Annotated in this window: 22 protein-coding genes; 16 read left to right on the top strand and 6 right to left on the bottom strand. The window is 71.2% G+C overall.

Annotated elements, in window-relative coordinates:
* The first annotated feature begins 112 nt into the window (after window positions 1-112).
* The 8 genes from mshD (at window position 113) to pstB (ending at window position 9760) form a co-directional block, all read left to right on the top strand.
* On the top strand, window positions 113-1132 hold the full coding sequence (gene mshD, locus ABT048_RS35455) for a mycothiol synthase (RefSeq protein WP_350525718.1): 1020 nt from the start codon (window positions 113-115) through the stop codon (window positions 1130-1132).
* Window positions 1133-1474: 342 nt separating this feature from the next.
* On the top strand, window positions 1475-3652 hold the full coding sequence (locus ABT048_RS35450; RefSeq protein ID WP_350525717.1) for an RNA degradosome polyphosphate kinase: 2178 nt from the start codon (window positions 1475-1477) through the stop codon (window positions 3650-3652).
* 121 nt (window positions 3653-3773) lie between these two features.
* Window positions 3774-4859 carry a CHAD domain-containing protein gene (locus ABT048_RS35445; protein WP_350525716.1) on the top strand — a complete coding sequence of 362 codons (1086 nt, stop codon included), beginning with the start codon at window positions 3774-3776 and terminating at the stop codon, window positions 4857-4859.
* Window positions 4860-4932: 73 nt separating this feature from the next.
* Window positions 4933-5370: an NUDIX hydrolase gene (locus tag ABT048_RS35440; RefSeq protein ID WP_396549435.1), complete on the top strand. Its 438-nt coding sequence runs from the start codon at window positions 4933-4935 to the stop codon at window positions 5368-5370.
* Window positions 5371-5615: 245 nt separating this feature from the next.
* Window positions 5616-6749 carry a phosphate ABC transporter substrate-binding protein PstS gene (pstS, locus tag ABT048_RS35435; RefSeq protein ID WP_350525714.1) on the top strand — a complete coding sequence of 378 codons (1134 nt, stop codon included), beginning with the start codon at window positions 5616-5618 and terminating at the stop codon, window positions 6747-6749.
* 150 nt (window positions 6750-6899) lie between these two features.
* Complete coding sequence (gene pstC, locus ABT048_RS35430) at window positions 6900-7877, top strand: phosphate ABC transporter permease subunit PstC (protein ID WP_350525713.1); 978 nt, start codon at window positions 6900-6902, stop codon at window positions 7875-7877.
* Window positions 7874-8944, top strand: a complete 1071-nt coding sequence (pstA, locus tag ABT048_RS35425) for a phosphate ABC transporter permease PstA (RefSeq protein ID WP_350525712.1) — start codon at window positions 7874-7876, stop codon at window positions 8942-8944. Before pstC ends, pstA begins: the two co-directional genes overlap by 4 nt.
* Before the next feature lie 39 nt (window positions 8945-8983).
* Window positions 8984-9760 carry a phosphate ABC transporter ATP-binding protein PstB gene (gene pstB, locus ABT048_RS35420; protein ID WP_350525711.1) on the top strand — a complete coding sequence of 259 codons (777 nt, stop codon included), beginning with the start codon at window positions 8984-8986 and terminating at the stop codon, window positions 9758-9760.
* A gap of 213 nt (window positions 9761-9973) precedes the next feature.
* On the opposite strand, the gene ABT048_RS35415 is transcribed toward pstB, so the two are convergent.
* Both ABT048_RS35415 and ABT048_RS35410 read right to left on the bottom strand, forming a co-directional pair.
* Window positions 9974-10969 (bottom strand): inorganic phosphate transporter, encoded by a 996-nt coding sequence (locus ABT048_RS35415; protein WP_350525710.1) that lies wholly within the window; start codon window positions 10967-10969, stop codon window positions 9974-9976.
* 5 nt (window positions 10970-10974) lie between these two features.
* A complete protein-coding gene (locus ABT048_RS35410) occupies window positions 10975-11595 on the bottom strand; it encodes a DUF47 domain-containing protein (RefSeq protein WP_350525709.1) in 621 nt (206 codons plus the stop codon).
* Between the two features lie 360 nt (window positions 11596-11955).
* Between ABT048_RS35410 and ABT048_RS35405 the strand changes: the two genes are divergently transcribed.
* Window positions 11956-12345 carry a metal-sensitive transcriptional regulator gene (locus ABT048_RS35405; protein WP_350525708.1) on the top strand — a complete coding sequence of 130 codons (390 nt, stop codon included), beginning with the start codon at window positions 11956-11958 and terminating at the stop codon, window positions 12343-12345.
* Between the two features lie 59 nt (window positions 12346-12404).
* On the opposite strand, the gene ABT048_RS35400 is transcribed toward ABT048_RS35405, so the two are convergent.
* Window positions 12405-12593: a hypothetical protein gene (locus ABT048_RS35400; protein WP_350525707.1), complete on the bottom strand. Its 189-nt coding sequence runs from the start codon at window positions 12591-12593 to the stop codon at window positions 12405-12407.
* 196 nt (window positions 12594-12789) lie between these two features.
* Window positions 12790-13686, bottom strand: coding sequence for an SCO4651 family lipoprotein (locus tag ABT048_RS35395; protein ID WP_350525706.1), 897 nt, complete (start codon window positions 13684-13686; stop codon window positions 12790-12792).
* A gap of 163 nt (window positions 13687-13849) precedes the next feature.
* Here ABT048_RS35395 and ABT048_RS35390 point away from each other — a divergent pair, with 163 nt between their 5' ends.
* Window positions 13850-14038, top strand: a complete 189-nt coding sequence (locus ABT048_RS35390; protein ID WP_350525705.1) for a hypothetical protein — start codon at window positions 13850-13852, stop codon at window positions 14036-14038.
* A 115-nt stretch (window positions 14039-14153) separates the two neighbouring features.
* Here the strand turns inward: ABT048_RS35390 and ABT048_RS35385 are convergent, their stop codons facing one another.
* A complete protein-coding gene (locus tag ABT048_RS35385) occupies window positions 14154-14876 on the bottom strand; it encodes a phosphatase PAP2 family protein (protein ID WP_350525704.1) in 723 nt (240 codons plus the stop codon).
* A gap of 194 nt (window positions 14877-15070) precedes the next feature.
* Complete coding sequence (locus ABT048_RS35380) at window positions 15071-16249, bottom strand: C40 family peptidase (RefSeq protein ID WP_350525703.1); 1179 nt, start codon at window positions 16247-16249, stop codon at window positions 15071-15073.
* Window positions 16250-16497: 248 nt separating this feature from the next.
* Here ABT048_RS35380 and ABT048_RS35375 point away from each other — a divergent pair, with 248 nt between their 5' ends.
* The 6 genes from ABT048_RS35375 (at window position 16498) to ABT048_RS35350 (ending at window position 24125) form a co-directional block, all read left to right on the top strand.
* The gene (locus ABT048_RS35375; RefSeq protein WP_350525702.1) at window positions 16498-16848 is read left to right on the top strand and encodes a DUF8827 family protein; all 351 of its coding nucleotides are present in this window, start codon (window positions 16498-16500) and stop codon (window positions 16846-16848) included.
* Window positions 16849-17015: 167 nt separating this feature from the next.
* A complete protein-coding gene (locus tag ABT048_RS35370; RefSeq protein WP_350525701.1) occupies window positions 17016-17834 on the top strand; it encodes a DUF8175 domain-containg protein in 819 nt (272 codons plus the stop codon).
* Window positions 17824-19122: a hypothetical protein gene (locus ABT048_RS35365; protein WP_502894111.1), complete on the top strand. Its 1299-nt coding sequence runs from the start codon at window positions 17824-17826 to the stop codon at window positions 19120-19122. The genes ABT048_RS35370 and ABT048_RS35365 overlap by 11 nt, the downstream gene beginning before the upstream one ends.
* A gap of 7 nt (window positions 19123-19129) precedes the next feature.
* Window positions 19130-20704 carry an SCO6880 family protein gene (locus ABT048_RS35360; protein ID WP_350525700.1) on the top strand — a complete coding sequence of 525 codons (1575 nt, stop codon included), beginning with the start codon at window positions 19130-19132 and terminating at the stop codon, window positions 20702-20704.
* An 85-nt stretch (window positions 20705-20789) separates the two neighbouring features.
* Window positions 20790-22139 carry an ATP-binding protein gene (locus ABT048_RS35355; RefSeq protein ID WP_350525699.1) on the top strand — a complete coding sequence of 450 codons (1350 nt, stop codon included), beginning with the start codon at window positions 20790-20792 and terminating at the stop codon, window positions 22137-22139.
* Window positions 22140-22325: 186 nt separating this feature from the next.
* Window positions 22326-24125 carry a bifunctional metallophosphatase/5'-nucleotidase gene (locus ABT048_RS35350; RefSeq protein ID WP_350525698.1) on the top strand — a complete coding sequence of 600 codons (1800 nt, stop codon included), beginning with the start codon at window positions 22326-22328 and terminating at the stop codon, window positions 24123-24125.
* Window positions 24126-24189 lie beyond the last annotated feature (64 nt).

Below are 24189 nucleotides of genomic sequence, written 5' to 3'. Positions count from 1 at the left end.
TGCAGGGGGGACCCTGTGGGAGAGTAGGACGCCGCCGAACAATCATTCCAAAGAACCCCTGATCCACTCGGATCAGGGGTTCTTTGCATTTCCGGTGACGTATCGTCAGTGCATGGACGATCAGACGGCAGTCACTGCGAACAACGTGCTCCACCCCGGGCAGCGCGACGGCGCCCTGCGTGTCCTGGCCGAGGCCCAGGCGGTGGACGGTCGGGCCGCCGTCTCGGAGCAGGGCCGGCTCCGGCTGCGTGCCGCGGAGAGCGCGCGCCCGGGGGTCACCCACTTCGTGGAGACCGAAGCCGGGACCGAAGCCGGGACCGAAGCCGGGACCGAAGCCGAACCCGGGGTCGTCCTCGGTTACGGCCAGCTGGAGATCCCGCAGGGCCCCGCCGCCGACCAGTCCGCCGCCCCCGCCGCCGAGCTGGTCGTCGACCCGGCCGCCCGCGGCCGCGGCCTGGCCCGCCCGCTGGTGGACGCCGTACTGGCCCAGGCCCACCGGGCGGGGCACGACGCGGTGGACTTCTGGGTGCACGGCGGGCACCCGGCGGCCCGGCACCTGGCCGGGTCGTACGGCGCCGAGCTGGTCCGCGAGCTGCGGCAGATGCGCCGCACCGGTCGGCAGGCCGAGGAGGTGGCGTTCCCCGCGGGCGTCGAGCTCCGCACCTTCCGTCCGGGGGAGGACGACGCCGAGTGGCTGCGGCTGAACGCGCTGGCCTTCTCCCACCACCCGGAGCAGGGCGCCTGGACCGAGCAGGACCTGGCGGAGCGGATCGCCGAGCCCTGGTTCGACCCGGCCGGCTTCTTCCTCGCCACCCGCGACGGCAAGGTGGTCGGCTTCCACTGGACCAAGGTGCACCCGGCCACCGTCACCGAGCCGGAGCGCGGCGAGGTGTACGTGGTCGGGGTGGACCCGGCGGAGCAGGGCAGCGGCCTCGGCCGCGCGCTGACCGCGGCGGGTCTGCGTCACCTGACCGGCTCCGGCCCGGACGAGCGAGGACTGGAAACCGTTCTCCTCTACGTCGACGCCGACAATCCGGCCGCCGTGCGGGTATATGAACGACTGGGATTCACCGTTCACGAGGTGGACCTCATGTACCGAGCCCGGTACCAGGAGCAGAACCGGTCGGCCTGACCCCCTCACCCCACGGTCCGGCCGCCTCCCGGAGGTGGTGAAGTCGGCCCGGAGCGGTCGCGGGCGGAGTGGCCGGAACGGCAACGGCCCTTGCCCCGACCGACTCAGCTTTCCTCCTGGCCATGCGGTGTTTACCGTGGATTCAATTGCTGCCGCGAAGATCACAGGATGAAGTCCGTAGTGTCTCGCTCGTGCAGAGTCGACCGCCCCACGGCGGCCGGTCCTGTACGGACCGCGCCCGGCGGATGGGCGCTGTTCCCGGGATCGCCCCGGGGCGAGGGCGACGGCCCGCAGAGCCATTCGCGTCCGGACGCCGTCCTGCTGCTGGAGGAGCTGGAGCCCATGAGCATCCCCCGCCCCGTCTCTGCCGCGCTGTCGCCGACGGCCCGGATGTCCAGTGCGCTGGGCATCCCGCCCGAGCTGCCGGCCACGGACGAGCAGGAGTTCGAAGCGTTGCCGCAGGGCCGCTTCCTCGACCGCGAGCGGAGCTGGCTCGCGTTCAACGAGCGCGTCCTCGAACTCGCCGAGGACCCGGGGATCCCGCTGCTGGAACGGGCCAAGTTCCTGGCGATCTTCGCCAGCAACCTGGACGAGTTCTTCATGGTCCGGGTGGCCGGCCTCAAGCGCCGCATCGCCACCGGCGTCGCCCAGCGCAGCGCGTCCGGCCTCCAGCCGCGTGAGGTGCTCGACCTGATCTGGACCCGCTCCCGCGAGCTCATGGCCCGGCACGCCGCGGCCTTCCAGCAGGAGGTCCTGCCGGACCTCGCCACCGAGGGCATCGAGGTGGTCCGCTGGTCGGAGTTGGCCGAGAAGGAGCAGGCGCGGCTGCACACGCTCTTCCGGCAGAAGATCTTCCCCGTCCTGACCCCCCTGGCCGTCGACCCGGCGCACCCCTTCCCGTACATATCGGGACTCTCGCTCAACCTGGCCGTCGTGGTGCGCAACCCGGTCTCCGGGCACAAGCACTTCGCCCGGGTGAAGGTGCCGCAGTCGCTGGCGCGCTTCCTGGAGGCCTCGCCCCAGCGGTACGTCCCGCTGGAGGACGTGATGGGTGCGCACCTGGAGGAGCTCTTCCCCGGGATGGAGGTGCTGGCCCACCACGCCTTCCGCGTCACCCGCAACGAGGACCTGGAGGTGGAGGAGGACGACACCGAGAACATCCTCAAGGCCCTGGAGAAGGAGCTGATGCGGCGGCGCTTCGGCCCGCCGGTGCGGCTGGAGGTCGAGGAGTCGATCGACCCCTACATCCTGGACCTGCTGGTGCGGGAGCTGAACATCACCGAGGCGGAGGTCTTCCCGCTGCCCGGGCCGCTGGACCTCACCGGGCTGTTCGGGATCGCCGAGCTGGACCGGCCGGAGCTGAAGTACCCGAAGTTCGTGGCGGGCACGGCCCGCGGCCTGACCGACGTCGAGTCGGCCTCCCAGCCGGACATCTTCGCCGCGATGCGCGAGCGGGACGTCCTGCTGCACCACCCGTACGACAGCTTCTCCACCTCGGTGCAGGCCTTCCTGGAGCAGGCCGCCGCCGATCCCGACGTCCTGGCGATCAAGCAGACGCTGTACCGGACCTCCGGCGACTCGCCCATCGTGGACGCGCTCATCGACGCGGCCGAGTCCGGCAAGCAGGTGCTGGTCCTGGTCGAGATCAAGGCGCGCTTCGACGAGCAGGCCAACATCAAGTGGGCCCGCAAGCTGGAGGAATCCGGCTGCCACGTGGTCTACGGCCTGGTCGGGTTGAAGACGCACTGCAAGCTGTCGCTGGTGGTCCGCCAGGAGGGCGACACCCTGCGCCGCTACTCGCACGTGGGCACCGGCAACTACCACCCGAAGACGGCCCGGCTCTACGAGGACCTCGGCCTGCTGACCTCGGACCCGCAGGTCGGCGCCGACCTGTCGGACCTCTTCAACCGGCTCTCCGGATACTCGCGCCGCGAGTCCTACCGCCGTCTGCTGACCGCCCCGCGCGGCCTGCGCGACGGGCTGGTCGCGCGGATCCACAACGAGATCGCCCACCACAAGGCGGGCCGCCCGGCGTACGTGAAGCTCAAGGTCAACTCGATCGTCGACGAGGCCGTGATCGACGCGCTCTACCGGGCCTCGCAGGCCGGGGTGCCGGTGGACGTCTGGGTGCGCGGCATCTGCGCGATCCGCCCGGGCGTGCCGGGACTGAGCGAGAACGTCCGGGTCCGCAGCATCCTGGGGCGCTTCCTGGAGCACTCCCGGATCTTCGTGTTCGGCAACAACGGCGATCCGGAGGTCTGGATCGGCAGCGCCGACATGATGCACCGCAACCTGGACCGCCGGATCGAGGCGCTGCTGCGGATCACCGATCCGGCGCACCGCGCCGAGCTGTCCGGGCTGATCGACCTCGGGGTGTCGGACGAGACCGAGTCCTGGCACCTGGGGCCGGACGGCACCTGGACCCGGCACTCGCAGGACGCCGAGGGCCGACAGCTGCGGCACATCCAGGACCTCCTGATCGATTCGCGCCAGCGCCGCCGGGCCGCCACCACGCGCTGACGCGTCCACTGATGCGAAGCTGCCGGAACGGCGGGCCCTGGAGACTCCCGAGGGCAGCCGGTCCGGCGGTCGGCCACCAGCTCCGGGGAACGACCCCGGAGGAACGGGGATCTACCACGCCATGACCGATGCGCCGATGACGGCCCAGGCGGCCTCCACCGCGACCGCCGGGGACATCCTTTCCCGCCACCTCACCGCCCAGGCCGGCGCCTTCCTGCGCGCCCTGCCGCTGGCGGTGGGCGAGGTCGGCGCCAGACCCGGGACCGCCTCGGTCGTCCCGGCGGCGGGTACCGCCGACCTGCTGCGGGCCGTCCGGCGGATAGGCGGGCTGCTGCACACCTTCGGCTCGGTCTTCGAGCAGACCTGGGCGCAGGAGTCGCGCACCGAGCTGCGCTGGCTGCTCAACCTGCTGGCGCTCGAACCCGGGTACGTCCGCCGTTCGGCCCGGCTGCTGGGCGCGCTGGACTCGCTGAGCGGCAGCGACCCGGAGGGGACGGGCATGCTGGCCGGCCACGCGGGCGCCCCCAAGGCGCGGGCGCTGCTGGACCGGCAGCTGACCCTGGCCCGGACCCGGGCGCACTCCACGGTCCTCCAGGAGCTCCGCTCGGCCCGGCTGCACGCCCTGGCGGACCGGATGACGCTGCTGGTCGGCGAGGCGCCGCTGCTGGATTCGGCGGACGGCCGGGCGTCGGCGGTGCTGCTGCCGCACGCGGCCGCGGCCTTCGCCGCGCTGTCCGCGACCGCCCAGCAGCTGCCGCTGCAGCGGGCCGCGACGCCGTACGGCGGGGACGGGATGCGCCGGCTGGGCGCCGTCCCGGCCGCCCGGGGCGCGGTGGACGCGGACTCGGCGCTGGCGGCCGACGACGCGCCGTGGGCCCGGCTGCGGATCCTGGTGAAGCGCGGCAGGTACGCGCTGGAGGTCTGCGGCCGCCCGTCCTCCGACCTGGACGAGCTGGACGCGGTGCTGGCCCGGCAGCAGGAGGCCGCGGACGCCGCGGTCACCGCCTCCACCGCGGCGCGCACCCCGCGGATCACCCCCGCGACCGCGTACGTGCTGGGCGTGGTGCACGCCGACCAGCGGCTGGAGGTGGAGTCGGCGCGGTACGCCTTCGGCCGCCGGTGGCCCGAGCTGATGCCCGGCCCGGACGGCTGGCCGGAGTTCCCGGCCGAGGGCTGGGGCCACTCCGCCGCACCGAGGACGGTCTGAGTTGGGCGGGCGCCCGGGAGCCGGGCGGGCCGCGGCGGGGAGCGCGACCGGGGCGGTGCGCGCGACGGTGGTCATGGCGGCGGGCGCGGTGCTGTGGCTGCCGGGCCGGCCGAAGAAGAGCGGCCGGCTGGGGCGGCCGCGGATCGCGGTGATCCACCGGCCCAAGTACGACGACTGGAGCCTGCCGAAGGGCAAGCTCGACCCCGGCGAGGGCGTGGTCGAGGCGGCGCTGCGCGAGGTGTGGGAGGAGACCGGCTTCCGGTGCCTGCTCGGCCCGGAGCTGCCCGCCCAGCACTACCAGGTGCAGGGCCGCCCGAAGGAGGTCCGCTACTGGGCCGCGGTGCCGTCGAGCGGCGCCTTCCGGCCCAACCGCGAGGTGGACCGGTTGGAGTGGTTGCCGGCCGGGAAGGCGCGCGCCCGGCTCACGTACGAGCACGACCGGTTGCTGATCGATGCGCTGCTGGTGATCCTGGGGGCGAAGCCGGTGCGCTCGGCCGGCGCGCCCCGGTGAAGGAACCGTGGAAGTGATCTTCCCGCGCCCTTGCCGTGACGCAACCGTTACTACCTGACGTAGTTTCCTGCCATCCCTTCGAGGTTCACTCCCCGTTCACTTGCGACCGGCTGTCGTGTCACTTACCCGGCCTAACTTCGGGACCACCGGAGGGCCGAACGGGCCCCGGACCACAGCAGAAACCCGTGCTGAGCCGTACGCGTACGGCACGCGCAGCGGGCAATGCCTCAGAAAGGGACACCCCTGTGAAGCTCCAGCGGAACGGCCGCTCCAAGGCCCTCGCCATCGGTGCCGTGGCGCTCGTCAGCTCGCTGTCGCTCGCCGCCTGCGGCTCGGACAACAACAACACGACCGCCTCGGGCGGCTCCAGCGGCTCCGCCGCTCCCGCTGCCTCGATCAACTGTGGCAAGCCGGGCTCGCTGATCGCCGCCGGTTCGACCGCGCAGGGCACCGCGATCGACGTCTGGAAGACCAACTTCAGCGGCGCCTGCTCCGGCACCACGATCAACTACCAGGGCGTGGGCTCCGGCGCGGGCATCCAGCAGTTCACCCAGGGCAAGGTCCAGTTCGCCGGTTCCGACTCGGCCCTGAAGCCGGCCGAGGTCGACGCCTCCAAGGCGGTCTGCACCGGCGGCCAGGGCATCGACCTGCCGATGGCCGGCGGTCTGATCTCGCTGGTCTTCAACGTCGAGGGCGTCGACAACCTGGTCCTGGACGGCCCGACCGCCGCCAAGATCTTCGACTCGCAGATCACCAAGTGGAACGACCCGGCGATCGTCGCCCTGAACCCGGGCGCCAAGCTGCCGGACGCCGAGATCCAGTCGTTCCACCGTTCGGACGACTCCGGCACCACCGACAACCTGACCAAGTACTTCGCCGCCGCCGGCAACGGCGCCTGGTCCTACCCGTCCAGCAAGACCTGGGCGGCCAAGGGCGGCCAGTCGGCCAACGGCAGCGCCGGTGTCGCGGCCCAGGTGAAGCAGGTCAAGAACTCGATCAGCTACGTCGAGCTGGCCTACGCCCAGACCAACAGCCTGAAGAGCGCCGCCATCAACACCGGCGCCTCCAAGCCGGTCGAGGCCACCGCCGCCAACGCCGCCAACACCTTCGCCAAGGCCCAGATCGCCGGCACCGGCAGCGACCTGGCGCTGAAGCTGGACTACGCGACCAAGGACGAGGGCTCGTACCCGCTGGTCCTGGTCACCTACGAGATCGTCTGCGACAAGGGCAACAAGGCCGAGACGGTCGACACCCTGAAGTCCTTCCTGACCTACACCATCAGCGATGCGGGCCAGAAGGCGGCCGGCGAGAAGGGCTACGTCCCGCTGCCGAAGGAGCTGACCGACAAGGTCAACGCCGTCATCCCGACCCTGGCCTGATCCGACAGGACCACCGGTGGAGCGGCCCCGTGAGCGAGGGGGGCCGGGGCCGCCCCACCGGAACGCACCAAACCCAGCACCACGTCCGGGGCACCGCCGCCATGGTGCCGTCCCCCTTCCGGGGCGGCATCACCAGACCGGAGTAGACCAATGACTTCATCCTCCCCTGCCGCCCCGCGAGGCAGGGAACGCCGACCGCGCGACAGCCGGTTCGGCGACAAGATCTTCATGAACCTCGCCCGGGGATCGGGCATCCTGCTGCTGGTCATCATGGCCGCGATCGCCGGCTTCCTGACCTGGCGCTCGGGCCTGGCCCTCAGCAAGAACGAGGGCAACTTCTTCACCACCTTCGAGTGGGCGCCGGACGCACCGAAGCCGGTCTTCGGCATCGCGGTGCTGGTCGTCGGCACCATCGTGAGCGCCGTCATCGCGATGGCGATCGCCGTCCCGGTGGCCATCGGGATCGCGCTGTTCATCTCGCACTACGCGCCGCGCCGGATCGCCCAGCCGTTCGCCTACCTGGTCGACCTGCTCGCCGCCGTCCCCAGCATCGTCTACGGCCTGTGGGGCGCGCTCTTCCTCGTCCCGCACATGGACGGCCTGACCAGCTGGCTCAACGAGTACCTGGGCTGGACGTACATCTTCGACCAGACCAAGTCCGGCACCCCGCGCAACCTGTTCACCGTGGGCATCCTGCTGGCGATCATGGTCCTGCCGATCATCACCGCGGTCTCCCGCGAGGTGTTCCGCCAGGTCCCGCGGATGCACGAGGAGGCGGCGCTCGCGCTCGGCGCGACCCGCTGGGAGATGATCCGCACCGCGGTGCTGCCGTTCGGCCGCCCCGGCATCATCTCGGCCTCGATGCTCGGCCTCGGCCGCGCGCTCGGCGAGACCATCGCGGTCGCGGTGGTGCTCTCCTCCAGCAACGTCCTGTCGCTGCACATCCTCGACGCGGGCGGCGGAACCTTCGCGCAGAACATCGCGCTGAAGTTCGCCGAGGCCGGCGAGAACGGCCGCAACGCACTCATGGCCTCCGGCCTCGTCCTGTTCGTCATCACCCTCCTGGTGAACGGTGCCGCGCGACTGATCATCGCCCGCCGCAAGGAGTACTCGGGGGCCAACGCATGACCGCCACCGCCGTCGTCGAGGACGCCCGGCCCGCCGGCCGTCCGCTGACCGCCAACCGGCTGCCCAAGTGGGCCCCGGCTGCCGTCGCGGTCGGTTCGATCGCCCTCGGCTGCGGGATCGGCGCTGCCGCCGGCCTCGCCAGCCACCTGCAGTGGGGCCTGATCTCGGGCCTGCTGTTCCTCCTGATCAGCTACGGGGCCTCGGCCTGGGTCGAGGGCCGCCGACAGGCCAAGGACCGGCTCGCCACCTCGGTGGTCTGGGTCGCCTTCATCCTGGCGGTCGTCCCGCTGGTCGCCCTGACCGTGTACACCGTCCAGCAGGGCATCGAGGTGGTCAACGGGAACTTCCTGAGCCACTCGATGAAGGGCGTGCTCCAGTCCGGTCCCGGCGGTGGCATCTACCACGCGCTGATCGGCACCCTGCAGCAGGTCGCCCTGGCGACCGCCATCGCCGCCCCGATCGGGCTGCTGACCGCCGTCTACCTGGTCGAGTACGGCCGCGGCAAGCTCGCCAAGGCGGTCACCTTCTTCGTCGACGTCATGACGGGCATCCCGTCGATCGTCGCCGGTCTGTTCATCCTCTCGCTCTGGAACCTCGCCCTGGGCTTCAGCTACTCCGGCTTCTCGGGCAGCCTCGCGCTGGCCATCCTGATGATGCCGGTCGTGGTCCGGTCCACCGAGGAGATGCTCAAGCTCGTCCCGAACGAGCTGCGCGAGGCCTCGTACGCGCTCGGCGTGCCGAAGTGGAAGACCATCCTGCGGATCGTCCTCCCCACCGCGATCGGCGGCATCACCACCGGTGTGATGCTCGCGGTCGCCCGCATCACGGGCGAGACCGCCCCGGTGATGATGCTGGTGTTCGGCGCCGACTACATCAACAACAACCCGTTCGACGGTCCGCAGCAGTCCCTGCCGATGTACATCTGGACTCAGTACTCCCAGGTGAACAACCAGTACGGCTACGCCCGAGCCTGGGGTGCGGCGCTGGTGCTGATCGCCTTCGTGATGGGGCTCAACCTCATCGCCCGGGGTATCGCCCGCTGGCGCTCGCCCAAGACCGGCCACTGACCAGACTGACGTACGAGACAGACGAGAGAAGCAACGATCATGGCCAAGCGCATCGACGTCAGCGGACTGTCGGCCTACTACGGCACCACCAAGGCCATCGAGGACATCTCGATGAGCATCGAACCCCGCTCGGTGACCGCCTTCATCGGCCCCTCCGGCTGCGGCAAGTCCACCTTCCTGCGCACCCTGAACCGGATGCACGAGGTGATCCCCGGCGCCCGCGTCGAGGGCAAGGTCCTCCTGGACGACGAGAACCTGTACGCCGCCAACGTCGACCCGGTCGCCGTGCGCCGCTCGATCGGCATGGTCTTCCAGCGCCCGAACCCGTTCCCGACCATGTCGATCTACGACAACGTGGTCGCCGGCCTCCGGCTCGCGGGCGTGAAGAAGAAGGCCGTCCTGGACGAGGTCGTGGAGCACTCGCTCAAGGGCGCCAACCTCTGGAAGGAGGTCCACACCCGGCTGAACAAGCCCGGTGCCGGCCTCTCCGGCGGTCAGCAGCAGCGCCTGTGCATCGCCCGCGCCATCGCGGTCGAGCCGCAGGTCCTGCTGATGGACGAGCCCTGCTCCGCGCTCGACCCGATCTCCACCCTCGCCATCGAGGACCTGATCGGCGAGCTGAAGTCGCAGTTCACCATCGTGATCGTGACCCACAACATGCAGCAGGCGGCCCGCGTCAGCGACCGCACCGCCTTCTTCAACCTGGCGGGCGTCGGCCAGCCGGGCAAGCTGATCGAGCTGGACGACACCCAGCGGATCTTCTCCAACCCGTCGGTCCAGGCGACCGAGGACTACATCTCCGGCCGCTTCGGCTAGACCGGACCCCGCCACGCGCGCGAGCGCGGCCAACGGCGGAACGCGAGCTGTCCCGTGGTGCTGCATGGCGGTGCCGCCGCGGGACATGAAGAAGGGCCCGCCCCCGAGATGTGGGGGCGGGCCCTGTCATGTTCCCGGTGTCGTCCGGGGGCCTCCGGGGGACCGGCGTCCGGCGGGTCCTCCGGGACCGGCGCCCGACGGGTCCCTCCGGGATCAGCCCCAGAACAGGTGGACGAACCAGTACACCAGCGCTGCGACGATGGCGGCCGCCGGCATCGTGATGAACCAGCCGAGCACGATGTTCTTCGCGACGCCCCAGCGCACCGCGCGGATCCGCTTGGTGGCCCCCACGCCCATGATCGCCGAGGTGATCACGTGGGTGGTGGAGATCGGCGCCTTGTAGACGAACGAGGTGATGTACATGACGATCGAGGCGGTGGTCTCGGCCGCGAAGCCCTGCGGCGGGTCCAGCTCGATGATCTTGCGGCCGAGCGTCCGCATGATCCGCCAGCCGCCCGCGTAGGTGCCCAGCGAGAGCATCGTCGCGCAGGAGATCTTCACCCAGACCGGGATGTCGTAGGTGGCCTGCTGACCCGAGATGACCAGGGCCATCACCACGATGCCCATGGTCTTCTGGGCGTCCTGGAGGCCGTGCGCCAGTGCCATCGCGGCGGCGGAGGCGGTCTGGGCGACCCGGAAGTTGCGCTTGGCCCGGTGCGGGTTGGCCCGGCGGAAGATCCACAGGATCGCCAGCATCACCAGGTAGCCGCCGATCAGGCCGACCACCGGCGAGACGACCATCGGGATGATGATCTTGTCGATCACTCCGCTCCAGATCACCCCGGTGCCGCCGGCCAGCGCGGCGCCCACCAGGCCGCCGAACAGGGCGTGCGAGGAGGAGGAGGGCAGTCCGAAGTACCAGGTGACCAGGTTCCAGGCGATCGCGCCGATCAGGGCGGCGAACAGGATCGTCATGCCCTGGTTGCCCGAGGGGGTGTCGATGATCCCCTGCGAGACGGTGTGCGCCACGCCGCTGCCGAGGAAGGCGCCGGCCAGGTTCATCACCGCGGCCATCGCGAGCGCGGCCCGCGGGGTGAGCGCCCTGGTGGAGACCGACGTGGCGATCGCGTTCGCCGAGTCGTGGAAGCCGTTGGTGTAGGTGAAGAAGAACGCAACGCCGATGACGGCGATGAGTGCTGCCATGTCCACGAGGGTCAGGACTCCTTGACGGCGATGGTCTCCACCGTGTTGGCGACGTGCTCGAACGCGTCCGCCGCCTCCTCAAGAACGTCCACGATCTGCTTGAGCTTGAGCACCTCGATGGCGTCGTACTGACCGGAGAACAGGTGGGCGAGCAGCTTGCGGTGGATCTGGTCGGCCTGGTTCTCCAGCCGGTTGACCTCGATCCAGTACTCGGTGAGGTTCGACATGCTCCGCAGGTTCGGCATCGCCGCCGCGGTGAGCTCGGCGGCCCGGGCCAGCACCTCGATCTGCTGCTCGATCCCCTTCGGCAGGGTCTGGATGTCGTAGAGGACGACCAGGTCGACGGCCTCCTCCATGAAGTCCATGATGTCGTCCAGCGACGAGGCGAGGCTGTAGATGTCCTCGCGGTCGAAGGGCGTGATGAAGGACGAGTTCAGCTGGTGGAAGACGGCATGGGTGGTGTCGTCCCCGGCGTGCTCGGCGGCGCGCATGCGCTCGACGATCTCCGTGCGGGCCGACACGTCCGATCCCAGAAGCTCCAGCAGGAGCTTCGATCCGACGACGAGGTTCTCCGCCGCGGCGGCGAACATGTCGTAGAAGCTCGTCTCCTTCGGGGTCAGGCTAAAACGCACGGAAATCTCCGATGTGCGGGGTAGGGACTGAACGATGCTAGGTGCAACCGAGCGCAATCACGCAAACGGGGTGCCGAGCACGGAGCCGGAGCCTCCCCTTCCGTTCGGCTGCTGCATCGGCCGGCCCGGCCGCACCGCCACGTACGGACGCGGGCCCCCAGTCTGACGGAACCTCGCCCGGATTGTCCCCGTCGTGCGCACGGAGGGCCGGGTCGCCGCTCAGACGGGTGAACCCGCCGGACGGCCCCGCCCGAGCTCGGCGGCACATGCCGCATCGGCCGCCGGAACACCACCGGAGGCCCCGGTGTTGGACACTGGTGGCCGACGCAGCCACCAGGCACTCAGACGAAGGCGGGGCCGATGACCACGACGCAAGCGCGCACCGAGCCGGATCACGCGCACGGGGCCGACCCGCACGCCGGCCACGCCGCACCCGCGGCCGCCACCGGACACCAGGGCGGGCACGGCCCGCACGGCTACAGCGCCCAGAAGGACGCGCACCTCAAGCGGCTGCGCCGGATCGAGGGCCAGATCCGCGGCCTCCAGCGGATGGTCGACGAGGACGTCTACTGCATTGACGTGCTCACCCAGGTCTCGGCCAGCACCAAGGCGCTGCAGTCCTTCGCGCTCTCCCTGCTGGAGGAGCACCTGCGGCACTGCGTCGCCGCCGCCGCCGAGGAGGGCGGGGCCGAACTGGACGCCAAGGTGGCGGAGGCCACCGCCGCGATCAGCCGCCTGCTGCGCAGCTGAGCCCACGGCCCCACGGGCCCCACAGCCCCACGGCCCTGCGGGTGGTCCGGGCCGCCCCGCTAGCCGTCGGCGTCCCGGTCGGCGGACCGGGGATCGGCCCGGTCGAGCAGCACCTCGTCGATCCGTTCGGTCGGCAGCCGCTCGCCGGAGCTGGCCGTCGCGGCGATCATCAGCTCGCCGGCCAGCTCGATCTCGTCGAGGGCCGCGTCGTCGTGGCCGCCGCTGCGGCCGCCCGTGGACGACACCACCTGCACCACCCCTTCAGTGCCTCGCCAGCCCGGGCGGCAGCCACCCGACGTCCAGCCTAGGCACTCCGGGGCCCGTCCACATGGCACGGACGGACCATCTCGGCGCCGCCGAAACGGGTGACCGCCGCTCCCCGGACGGCCACCCGCTCCGACGGCACCCCGTCTCGCCCCGGCGCCGGAGCGCTGCCCGGACGACCTACTTGGGGCTCTCCGTGGGCTTCATCTGGTAGATGTCCGAGGCCGACGGCTCGGCCGCCTCGACCGGCTTGCCGAAGTCCGCCAGCGCGGTCGTCGACGTCACCTTCACCTGGTCCTTGGCCTCCTTCGACCCCGCCACCCCGGCGAAGGTGAACACCTCGACCACCTTGTGCAGCCGGCCCTGGTCGTCCAGCCAGGCGTCGTACGGGACCTCCTTGACGGTGAAGGTCTGCGCGCCCATCCGCAGGCCGTCCCCGCCCCGGCCACCGGTCGCGTCGGCGGCCTTGGCCAGGTCCAGGGTGCCGCGGTAGTGGTGCAGTGCGACGCCGTCGACCGTCTCGGTGCCCACCGCGTCCGCCTTCTGCGCCCCGCGCAGCGCCCCCGCCGCCGAGGCCGGGTCGGTCGCGCCGCTGCTGACCAGGTTGCCGTCCGGCAGCTGGCGCACGTCCAGCTTCACCCACTTGCCCTCGGGCACCTTGGCGCCGCTGTTCTGCAGGTACACGGTGCCAGGCAGGACCACCTCGACGATCTTCCCGGTGGTCGCGGCGCCCGGCGGGACCTGCACCTCCAGCCGCCCGATCCGCTTCACGTAGTCGTAGCCGCCCGTGCCGCTGAACGAGGCCTTCTTCTCGGCGGACTCGGTGACCAGCTCGGTGGCGGTGTGCGCGGAGCCGGTGCGGCCGGTGATGTCGGCGGCGTTGCGCACCGCGGTCAGCGGGTCCGCGGCGAGCTGGTCGGGGGCGTTCGACTGCTGGTCCGAGGAACCGCCGCCGGATCCCGTGCAGCCGGCCGCGCCCGCGGCGAGCGCGACGGCGAGCAGGGCGGCCCCGGCCGCCGAGCGCAGGTGCGGACCCGGACGGCGCGCTGGCCGCCCGGTGCGCTGCTGGTCGGTCATCTTCATCCTCGCGACAACCCCCTCGGGCCCGACTGCCCTGCCGGGACACCACCGGGTGGGCAGAGCTCTTTCCGGGCAAACGAGTTGGGCCGGAAAGGGTTACGGGTGCCCGCCGGCCGGAGGGCGTCGCGCACCGGGCGTCCGGCGCGTTACGGTGAACTACGTGCACAGTGAGCTGTCGGCCGCGCCCGGCACCCGGATGCCCGAGCACCGCGTCGCGATCAGCGAGCGCGGCTCCTTCGCCTACGCGACGTGCAGCTGCGGCTGGTACTCCCCGGCCCGACGCTCCCGCGACCTCGCCCGCCGAGAGGGGGCCGGCCACCTGGCCGAGAACGGCACGGCGTCGGACTGACTGACCGGGGCGACTGACCGGGGCTGGCGGCCGGGCCGGACCCGACCCGGGCCGCCTCCGGGCGTGACCGTTTCCTGGCCGGACGGTTTCCCGGCCGTGCCACCGGTGCGGTGGGTCAGGCCGCGAGGTCGGACTCCGGCGGCTGCTCCTCGGCCCGCACCGGCCCGCGCCCGCGCCGACGGCCGCGCGGAGCGGCCCCGCCGCGGGCCGCGTCGGCGCGCTCCGGAGCCCGGATCAGCGGCGCGACGGCCGTCCGGCTCAGCGCGTGGCAGAACGGGACCAGCACCGCCATCGCGATCGGCGCCAGCAGCAGCACCACGGCGACGGCCAGTGCGAAGCCGCCGATCACGTCGGTCGGGTAGTGGACGCCCATGAACATCCGGCAGAAGCCCTGCAACAGGGCCAGGCCGCCGGCGATCCAGCCGAGCCTCCGGTTCACCAGGAACAGCGCCACCGCGACGCCCATCGTCATCGTCGAGTGGTCACTGACGAAGGAGTGCGTGCCGGCCTTGCCGTCCACCAGCACCAGCAGCCCGGGGTGGTCGACGAACGGGCGCGGACGGTTCACGATCGCGGCGATCGGCAGGTTGGCCAGCTCGGCGATCGCGACCGAGAGCGGCACCCAGAGCAGCCCGGCGACCGCCACCGGCGCGTCCGGGCGGCGTCTGGCCTGCAGCCAGGCCACCAGACCGAGCATGCCCAGGCCGATCAGGATGCCGTACTCGCCGATCCACGAGACCAGGTGGTCCAGCCACTGCGGGGAGCGTTTGGCCAGACCGTTGACGGCGTAGAGCAGGCCGAGGTCGGGGTTGGTCGTGTCGGCAAGCGGCGTCGACACGCCGCACCTCCTTCTGGTCCGCTGCACCTGTGGGTTCCCGCCGGGGCCCGCCCGGCGCGGACTGCTGACGAGGGGCCACCGGAAGAAACGTCATTTCCGGGATACAGCGTTCCACGGAAACGCGCGGTTATCGAAACTTGACTCAGCGTCCACAGTGCGCACACAGGTCCCGGGCGGCCCGGCCGCACCGCGGCCTACCGGCCCGCCCCGGCGGGGGCCGGCCCGGTCGGCGCGGGCGGGGCCGCCACCGCGGGCCGGGCGGAGACCGCCTGGCTGCCGCCCTGCGTGCCGCCCTGGGTTCCGCTCTGGTTCGAGACGGGGCTCGCCGGCGCCGTCGAACCGGGCCGGCTCGGGGCGTTGACCGATCCGTCGCTGTTCCGGCTCGGCAGCGCCTGGGCGCCGTCCGAGGTGACCCGGGTCGCGCCGATGTACTCCTTGGTGTCGATCTTGTCGTAGCGGATCACCGCGCCGGTGTGCGGCGCGTTGATCATGTAGCCGCCGCCGACGTAGATCCCCACGTGGTGGATGCTCCGCGGGTCGCTCAGGTCCGTCGCGAAGAACACCAAGTCCCCGGGCCGCAACTGATCGCGCGTCGGGTGCGGGCCCGCGTACCACTGGTCGTTGGCCACCCGGGGCAGCGTGATGCCCACGCTGGCGTACGCCGCCTGGGTCAGGCCCGAGCAGTCGAACCGGCCGTTCTGCGAGGGCAGGCCCTCGCCGCCCCACAGGTAGGGGGTGCCGAGCTTGGTCTGCGCGAAGTAGATCGCCGCCGCCGACTGCGCGGACACCTCCAACGGCGCGGTCGGCGCCGTGAAGCTGCGCGCCATCGCCTGGATGCTCCGGACGTAGCCCTGGGTCTCCTTGTACGGCGGGATGCCCCGGTTGCTCGTCACCGCGTACGGACCGGCGTTGTAGGCGGCCAGCATGTTGGCCTGCGGGTCGCCCGGGACGTTCGAGACGTCCTTGGCGAGCGCGCAGTCGTAGACCGCCGCCGAGGCGATCGCGTCGTACGGGTCCCAGACGTCCTTCCGGCCGTCACCGTTCGCGTCCGTTCCGTACGTCACCCAGGTGCCCGGCATGAACTGCGCCATTCCCTGCGCCCCGACACCGGAGCGGGCCTTGGGGTCGAATCCGCTTTCCTGGTACAGCTGCGCCGCGAGCATCGGCGGGGAGATCTCCGGGCAGAGCGCGCCCCACTTCTGGATCGCGTCCTGGTAGGCCGCGGGGACCGTTCCGGGGGAGAGGGCGGAACGATTCGCCGCCTGCTGTGCCGTCCCACTCGCCGCATAAGTCCCCATCGTCACCAGCCCGATGAGCCCGAACGAAACAACTCCCGCAGCGACGGCGGCCGCACCGGCCTTCCGGAGTACCATCAGCACCATCCCGACGATTCGTCAGTCGAAGTGTCCCGGAAGGCGTTGCTCACCGCAATCATCAGAGATACAAGGAGTGAGCGCTATCCTTCGTACGGTGGACATCCTCGCGTACGTGTCCGATGCCTCACGACCAATCCGCGAGAAGTAGCCAAGTCGACATCAGATCTGGCCAAGAATAGGCACCGACCCTTCGCGCGGGCGGGGTCCGGGCCCTTGAATTTGCCTGATCGGGCGGTGAGATGGAAATGAACCTGAGCAGCGTGCACACCTATGCGGTCGGCCACCTGGCCGATGACCCACCGAAGAAGCCGAATATCGACACCATCATCGGCGGGATCGCCCCGGACTGGGGCCCGTTCGCGAGCCTCGGGTCGGAGGCCCGGGTGATGGTCGAGGTCATCATGGCCGTCGCCATCCTCGTCTGCCTCGGCCTGGCCGTCTGGGGCGCCGCCAAGCAGCGGATCGGTGCGACCGCGATGCGCGACAGCTTCGGAGCCGAACAGGGCAAGGGGCTGATCGTGGCCGGACTGACCGGCGTGTTCATCATCGGATCACTCGGCACTCTGTTCACCATTGTCTACGGCATGGCGATCTGACGATCGGACAGCAGTAGTCCGCCCGTCCGAGGTCGGGTCCCCGTCCGGACCCCCTCCAGCGGCCGGCCTGCCAGGACTCCACCCCCGTTCCCACCCTCCGTCCGCGCCCGCCCCCGGGTGGAGGGCCCCCGGAGCCGCCCCCGGCTCCCCGCACCAGGAGGGCCGCCGTGCCGTTGTCCGACGACCAGCCGCACACCCGTACGCGGCTACCGGTCGGCGAACAGCCCTCCCCGCAGCCGAGCCTCCGTCAGTCACGACCGCTGCGCACCCTGCTGACCGTCCTCGTCGTCGTCACCCTGCTCGTCGTGGCCATCGCCATCGCCAACCGCGGCAAGCCCGGCACCGGCAGCGACGGCGGCCGCTCCGCCGACCACGCCGCCCCCAGCGCACCCTCCGGCGCCGGCCCCGCCCCCAGCGGCGACCAGCCCGTCGGCACCACCGTCAACGGCATCGCCTCCGGCTTCCCGCACAGCGACCAGGGCGCCCAGTCCGCCGCGGCCAACTACGCGGTGGCGATCGGCTCGGCGGACATGTTCCGCGCGGACAGCCGCCACACCATCGTCGCCACCATCGCCGACCCCGGCGCGGCGCCGACCCTGCAGAGCCGACTGGACCAGGGCTTCGGCGGCGACACCGTCGCCCGCTACGGCCTCGACGCCCAGGGCCGCGCCCCCAAGGGCCTCACCTTCGTCAGCCGCACCGTCCCGGTCGGCACCAAGTCGACCGGCTACACCGACAGCGACGCCAAGGTCGAGGTGTGGTGCACCGGCCTCACCGGCCTCGCCGGCGAGCGCTCCGTCCAGCCGGTGACCACGAACTGGTTCACCCTCACGCTCTCGCTGCACTGGACGGGCGGCGACTGGAAGCTCACCGACTTCACCAGCAGGCAGGGCCCCGCGCCGATGCCCGGAGACCAGCAGGCCGCAACCGCCGAGGAGATCACCGGCGCCGTGCAGCAGTTCGGGGGGTTCCGCTATGCCCGTTGACCAGACCTCGCGCCGAAGGACCGCACGCCGTGCGGGCACGGTGGCCGGCGTGCTGGCCACTCTGCAGGTGACGGTGATGCTCGCCGCCCAGCGGGTGTTCGCCGATCCGGCGCCCACTCCGGCCCCGAGCGGGACTCCCAACGCCAACTGCCCCGACCTGCCGATCTCTGGAAACGGCATCCTCTGTGTCGACAAGCCCGGTGGCGGCTCGCTCCCCGGCAGCAACACCGTCAGCAATGTGACCGATCCGCTCGGGGCGTTGGCGAAGAGCTGTGCGCAGGCGGCGGCGTGGGTGGTGCGGAACCTGTCGGGGGCGATCGACGGGACGACGCAGGTGGACTTCACCAACGCGTCGTTCCTGCAGCAGTACGCCGTGGTGTTCGCGGTGTCGACGGTGATCACGCTGGTGCTGTGGCTGCTGGCGGTGACGAAGCGGGCCGTGCGGGGGGCGCCGCTGACGACGGCGTTCTCGGAGGCGATCGGCTTCCTGTGGCTGACGGTGGTGGCGTCCGCGTTCACGCCGTTGATCCTCTACACCGTGGTGAGCGTGACGGACGGGCTGACCAAGGCGATCGCGGTCGGCACGAAGACGGACACCGGGTCGTATCTGGGCGGGTTCGCGGACACCTTGGAGAAGGGGAACGTCGGCGGCGGTCCGCTGATCCTGGTGCTGGTGTCGCTGGTCGCGGTGCTGGCGGCGGCGGTGCTCTGGATCGAGCTGCTGATCCGGGCGGCGATGCTGTACGTGGGCGCGCTGCTGGGGACGGCGGTGTACGCCGGGCTGGTCGACAAGCAGCTGTGGAAGCACGTGCGCCGGTGGGCCGGGGTGATGCTGGCGGTGGACCTGGCGAAGCCGATCATCGTGATCATCCTGGGCCTGGCGGGCGCGGTGGCGAGCGGGGCCGGGGCGAGCGACGACTTCGCCCGGGTGCTGTCGGGGCTGTCGATCCTGTTCCTGTCGATCTTCGCCAGTGCCGCGATCTACCGCTTCGTGCCGGGCTTCGGCGACGAGATCCTGAACATGCGTCAGGCCCGGGCCAATGCGGTGCAGGCGGGTTCGGCGATGATCAACGGCACCGCGAACCTGATGAAGCAGGGCATCACCACCCACGGCGACCGCGGCGGGCCGGCGGGCGCGGGTGGCGGTGGTGGTGGCGCGGGCGGCGGTTCGGTCGCGCCGGGGATCGCCGCCCACGCCGGCCGGACGCCCGCCCCACCGCCGCAGGCCGGGCCGCCGCAGGCCGCCCCGGTTCCGATCCGCGACAGCAATCCAGCGAAGGGAGGGTGACGGGTAAGTGAGCAGCGAACCGCTCGGCCAGTACGGTGCCCAGTACGCCCAGCCGTACGTGCACCAGCGCCGCACCTACCTGATCGGCAAGGCCCGCCCGAACGCGCCGATCGGCCGGAACCGGGAGTCCGGCGAGATCCTGCTGATCATCTTCGGGGCGTTCCTCGGCATGCTCTGGGGCCTGTTGATGCCGATCCTGCCGCTGCGGATCGGCGGTCTGGTCGGCCTGCCGGCGCTCGCCATCGCGGCGGTGTACGTGCCGTACCGCAAGCGGACGTTCTACAAGTGGGTGGAGATCAACCGCACCTACCGCCGGACGATCCGCAGCGGGCGGGCGGTGTGGCGCTCGGACGTGATGGACGCCGGCACCCGGATGGACGGCCGGGAGGTGGAGGTCGGGCCGCCGCCCGGGGTCGGGCGGCTGCGCTGGCTGACCGCGCCGTTCGGGCCGGACGAGGTCGGGGTGCTGATGCACCTGGAGCGGCGGACGGTGACGGCCGCGATCGAGATCGAGGGCCCGGGCGTCGGGCTGCGCGACTCGGAGGACCAGGAGGCGCTGGTCGACCGGTTCGGCACGCTGCTGAAGCACGTCGCCAACGGGGACGGCTTCGTGACCCGGCTGCAGATCCTGGCCCGGACCCTGCCGGCCGACCCGGACGCGCACGCCAAGGACGTGGAGCGCCGCGGCGATCCGTCCTCGCCCCGCTGGCTGCAGGACTCCTACGACCAGCTGCAGTCGATGGTGTCGACGTCGTCCGAGCAGCACCGGGCGTACCTGGTGGCCTGCATGCACTACACCCGTGACCTGGCCGCGGAGGCGCACGCGATGGGCCGCACGGCCACCGGCCGGCGGGCCCGGGACGACGAGGGGCTGGCCGCCGTGATGGCGCGCGAGCTGACCGACATCTGCGCCCGGCTGGCCGAGGCGGACATCCGGGTGCGCCAGCCGCTGGGCCAGGCCCGGCTCTCCTCGCTGCTGCACTCGATGTACGACCCGGACCACCCGATCGACCACATCCAGGCGATGTCCCGGCGCAACGCCTGGCCGGCCGAGCTGGACGCGACCAACCCGCAGTACCTGGAGGCGAAGACCCGCGAGTCGGCGACCCGGGAGCCGTGGTGCCACGCCACCGCCTGGATCAAGGAGTGGCCGCTCACCCCGGTGGGCGTCAACTTCCTGGCGCCGCTGCTGGTGCACACCCCGGACGTGATCCGGACGGTCGCGGTGACGATGGACCTGGAGCCCACCGACGTCGCGATCGAGCGGATGCTGACCGAGAAGACCAACGACGAGGCGGAGGCCAGCCGCGCCGCCAAGATGAACCGGACGGTCGACCCGCGCGACCTGGCCCACACCGGCCGGGTGGACCAGCGCGGTGACGACCTGGCCTCCGGCGCGGCCGGGGTGAACCTGGTCGGCTACATCACGGTCTCCTCGCGCAACCCCGACGCGCTGGCCCGCGACAAGCGGACCATCCGGGCCTCGGCCGGCAAGAGCTACCTCAAGCTGGAGTGGTGCGACCGCGAGCACCACCGGGCCTTCGTCAACACCCTTCCGTTCGCCACCGGCATCCGCCGCTGACGCCGCCGCGGACCTCCGCGGCCGCAGACGCCGCCGCGGACCTCCGCACCCGTCCGACCGTTCCGCCGACTCAGGGAGGCCGCACATGGCGCTCGGCAACCTCACCGACGCGTTCACCAGCCTGATGTTCGGCAAGGTGGAGACCACCCGCCTGCCGGTGCGCACCTCCACCGGCCAGGCGCAGGCGGTCTACCTGCCCACCGCCGCGCCGGGGCTGGGCGACTCGGGCGTGATCATCGGCCGTGAGGTGTACAGCGGCAAGGGGTACGTGTACGACCCCTTCCAGCTGTACGGGCAGCAGCTGCCGGCTCCGCACTGGCTGGTGCTCGGCGAGTCCGGCAACGGCAAGTCGGCGCTGGAGAAGACGTACGTGCTACGGCAGTTGAGGTTCCGCGACCGCCAGGTCGTGGTGCTCGACGCGCAGGGCGAGGACGGCGTCGGCGAGTGGAACCTGATCGCCGACGCGCTGGGCATAAAGTCGATCCGGCTGGACCCGATGGCCGCCCGGGACGGCGGGGTGAAGCTCAACCCGCTGGACCCGGCGATCACCCAGACCGGCCAGCTGTCGCTGCTGCGCACCATCATCGAGGTGGCGATGGGGCGAGGGCTGGAGGAGCGGGCCGGCTTCGCGCTGAAGGCGGCGCACGCCCACGTGGTGGCCTCGGTGACGGACCGCCAGCCGGTGCTGAACGACATCATCGACACCCTGCGCAACCCCGACCTGTCCTCGGTGGAGTCGCTGGGCGTGGCGGTGGAGGAGGTGCAGTCCTGGGGCCTGGACGTGGCGCTGGTGCTGGACCGGCTGGTCGACGGTGACCTGCGCGGCATGTTCGACGGGTCGACCACCGAGGGCATCGACCTGGACGCGCCGCTGATCGTCTTCGACCTCTCGCACATCGACCGCAACTCGATCGCGATGCCGATCCTGATGGCGATCGTCGGGGTGTGGCTGGAGCACACCTGGATCCGACCGGACCGGAAGAAGCGCATCTTCCTGGTCGAGGAGGCCTGGCACATCATCAACAGCCCGTTCGTGGCGCAGTTGTTCCAGCGGCTGCTGAAGTTCGGCCGCCGGCTCGGGCTCTCCTTCGTCGCGGTGGTGCACCACCTGTCGGACGTGGTGGACGGTGCGGCGGCCAAGGAGGCGTCGGCGATCCTGAAGATGGCCTCCACCCGGACGATCTACATGCAGAAGGCCGAGGAGGCGCGGGCCACCGGCCGGGTGCTGGGTCTGCCGCGGTGGGCGGTGGAGATCATTCCCACACTTTCGCCGGGTATCGCGGTCTGGGACGTCAACGGGAACGTCCAGGTGGTCAAACACATCATCACCGAGACCGAGCGACCACTGGTGTACACCGACCGCGCGATGACCGAGGACGCGGTGGCCGAACGGGTGCGCGCGGAGCGGCACTTGGCCGCCGAGCCGGGGGTCTGAGGCCCGCCCCTGCGCAGTCTCCGCACCCCGCGGACGGCGACGGTTCGTCAGGAGGTAATCCTCTCGTTACGTTCGACGTCCTGACAGCTACGCGCGTTGACCCTAGGCTTCACACGCGCAACACATGCCCGTACGCCGATGCTGTCCCACAGCCGGTGCTCCTCCGAGGTGCAGGGGACCCCTCTCATGCTCACCGTCAGATCCCGACGGACGGCGCTCGCCGTCGTCGCCGCCGCTGGTCTGCTCGGCACGGTGGTCGTGCCGACGGCCGCCCAGGCCGCCGACGCCAACTCCAAGCGTCACAAGACCGTCAACCTCCAGCTGCTGGCGATCAACGACTTCCACGGCAACCTGGAGCCTCCGGCCGGCTCGTCCGGCACGATCAAGGAGATCGACCCGGCCACCGGCAAGGAGGTCGCCACCCCGGCCGGCGGCATCGAGTACCTGGCCACCGAGCTGCGCAAGGCGCGGATACCGGCCGACGACTCGATCACCGTCGCGGCCGGCGACATCGTCGGCGCCAGCCCCCTCACCTCGGCGCTCTTCCACGACGAGCCGACCATCGAGGCGATGGACAAGCTCGGCCTGGACGTCACCTCCGTGGGCAACCACGAGTTCGACGAGGGCGCGCAGGAGCTGCTGCGCATGCAGGAGGGCGGCTGCCACCCGACCGACGGCTGCTACGAGCCCGGCCGCACCTTCAAGGGCGCCAACTTCAACTACCTGTCGGCGAACGTCACCGACGAGAAGACCGGCAAGCCGCTGCTGGCCCCGTACTGGATCACCAAGTCCCAGGGCGTGAAGGTCGGCTTCATCGGCGTCACCCTGGAGGGCACGCCGAACATCGTGACCGCCGAGGGCGTCAAGGGCCTGAAGTTCGCCAACGAGGTCACCACGATCAACAAGTACGCCGCCGAGCTCAAGGCCAAGGGCGTCAACTCGATCGTCGCGCTGATCCACGAGGGCGGCTACCCGGCCAGCTCCGTCTACAACTACGACTGCGGTGCGGCCGGCCAGGGCGTCTCCGGCCCGATCGTCGACATCGCGAAGAAGATCGACCCGGCGGTCGGCGCCATCGTCACCGGCCACACCCACAACGCGTACGCCTGCACCATCCCCGACCCGAACGGCGTTCCGCGCTCGGTGACCAGTGCCGCCTCCTTCGGCCGGCTCTTCACCGAGATCGACATGAAGCTGGACAAGACCACCGGCGAGATCGTGCGCCCCTCGGTCAAGGCCGAGAACCACGTGGTGCGCCGCACGGTCGAGAAGGCGCCCGACATGACGGCGCTGGTCGACCACTACCAGAAGCTGGCCGCCCCGATCGCCAACCGTCCGATCGGCTGGATCGGTTCGGACATCAACGGCCGCGGCAGCAGCGACCTGGAGAAGCCGCTCGGTGACGTGATCGCCGACGCGCAGCTGGCGGGGCTGACCCCGGCGGACAAGGGCGGTGCGCAGGTCGCCTTCATGAACCCGGGCGGCATCCGTTCCGACCTGGTCCACAAGGCCTCGGGCAGCGAGGGCGACGGCGTGGTGACCTACGGCGAGGCGTTCACCGTCCAGCCGTTCACCAACATGATGCAGGTCAAGACGCTGACCGGGGCCCAGCTGGTCCAGCTGCTCCAGCAGCAGGTGAGCGGCTCCAACGACGCCGCGCCGAAGGTCCTCCAGGTGTCGTCGAACCTGCACTACACCCTGGACATGCGCAAGACCGGCGCGGACCGGGTCCTGGTGGACTCGATCCGGCTGAACGGCGCGCCGGTCGACCCGGCCGCCAAGTACCGCGTCGCGGCCAACGAGTTCCTGGCCGGCGGCGGCGACGGCTTCCCGGCCTTCGCGGCCGGCACCGACAAGCTCGTCGGCGCCTCCGACCTGGACCTCTTCACGGCCTACCTGGGCGCCCACAGCTCGGCGAGCGCGCCGCTGCAGGCCCCGGCGCAGGACCGGATCAAGATCATCGGCCCGGGCAGCGACATCGACTGACCGTGAGCCGGCCCTGAGGGGCGGGTGGGGCGCTGTCGGGGCGCCCCACCCGCCCCTTTCCCTG

This window comes from Kitasatospora sp. NPDC096140 (genome assembly GCF_040303045.1).
In the GTDB taxonomy this organism is placed as follows: domain Bacteria; phylum Actinomycetota; class Actinomycetes; order Streptomycetales; family Streptomycetaceae; genus Kitasatospora.
The sequence above is the reverse complement of the archived record's forward strand: the minus strand, read 5'-3'. Positions and strand labels throughout refer to the sequence as shown.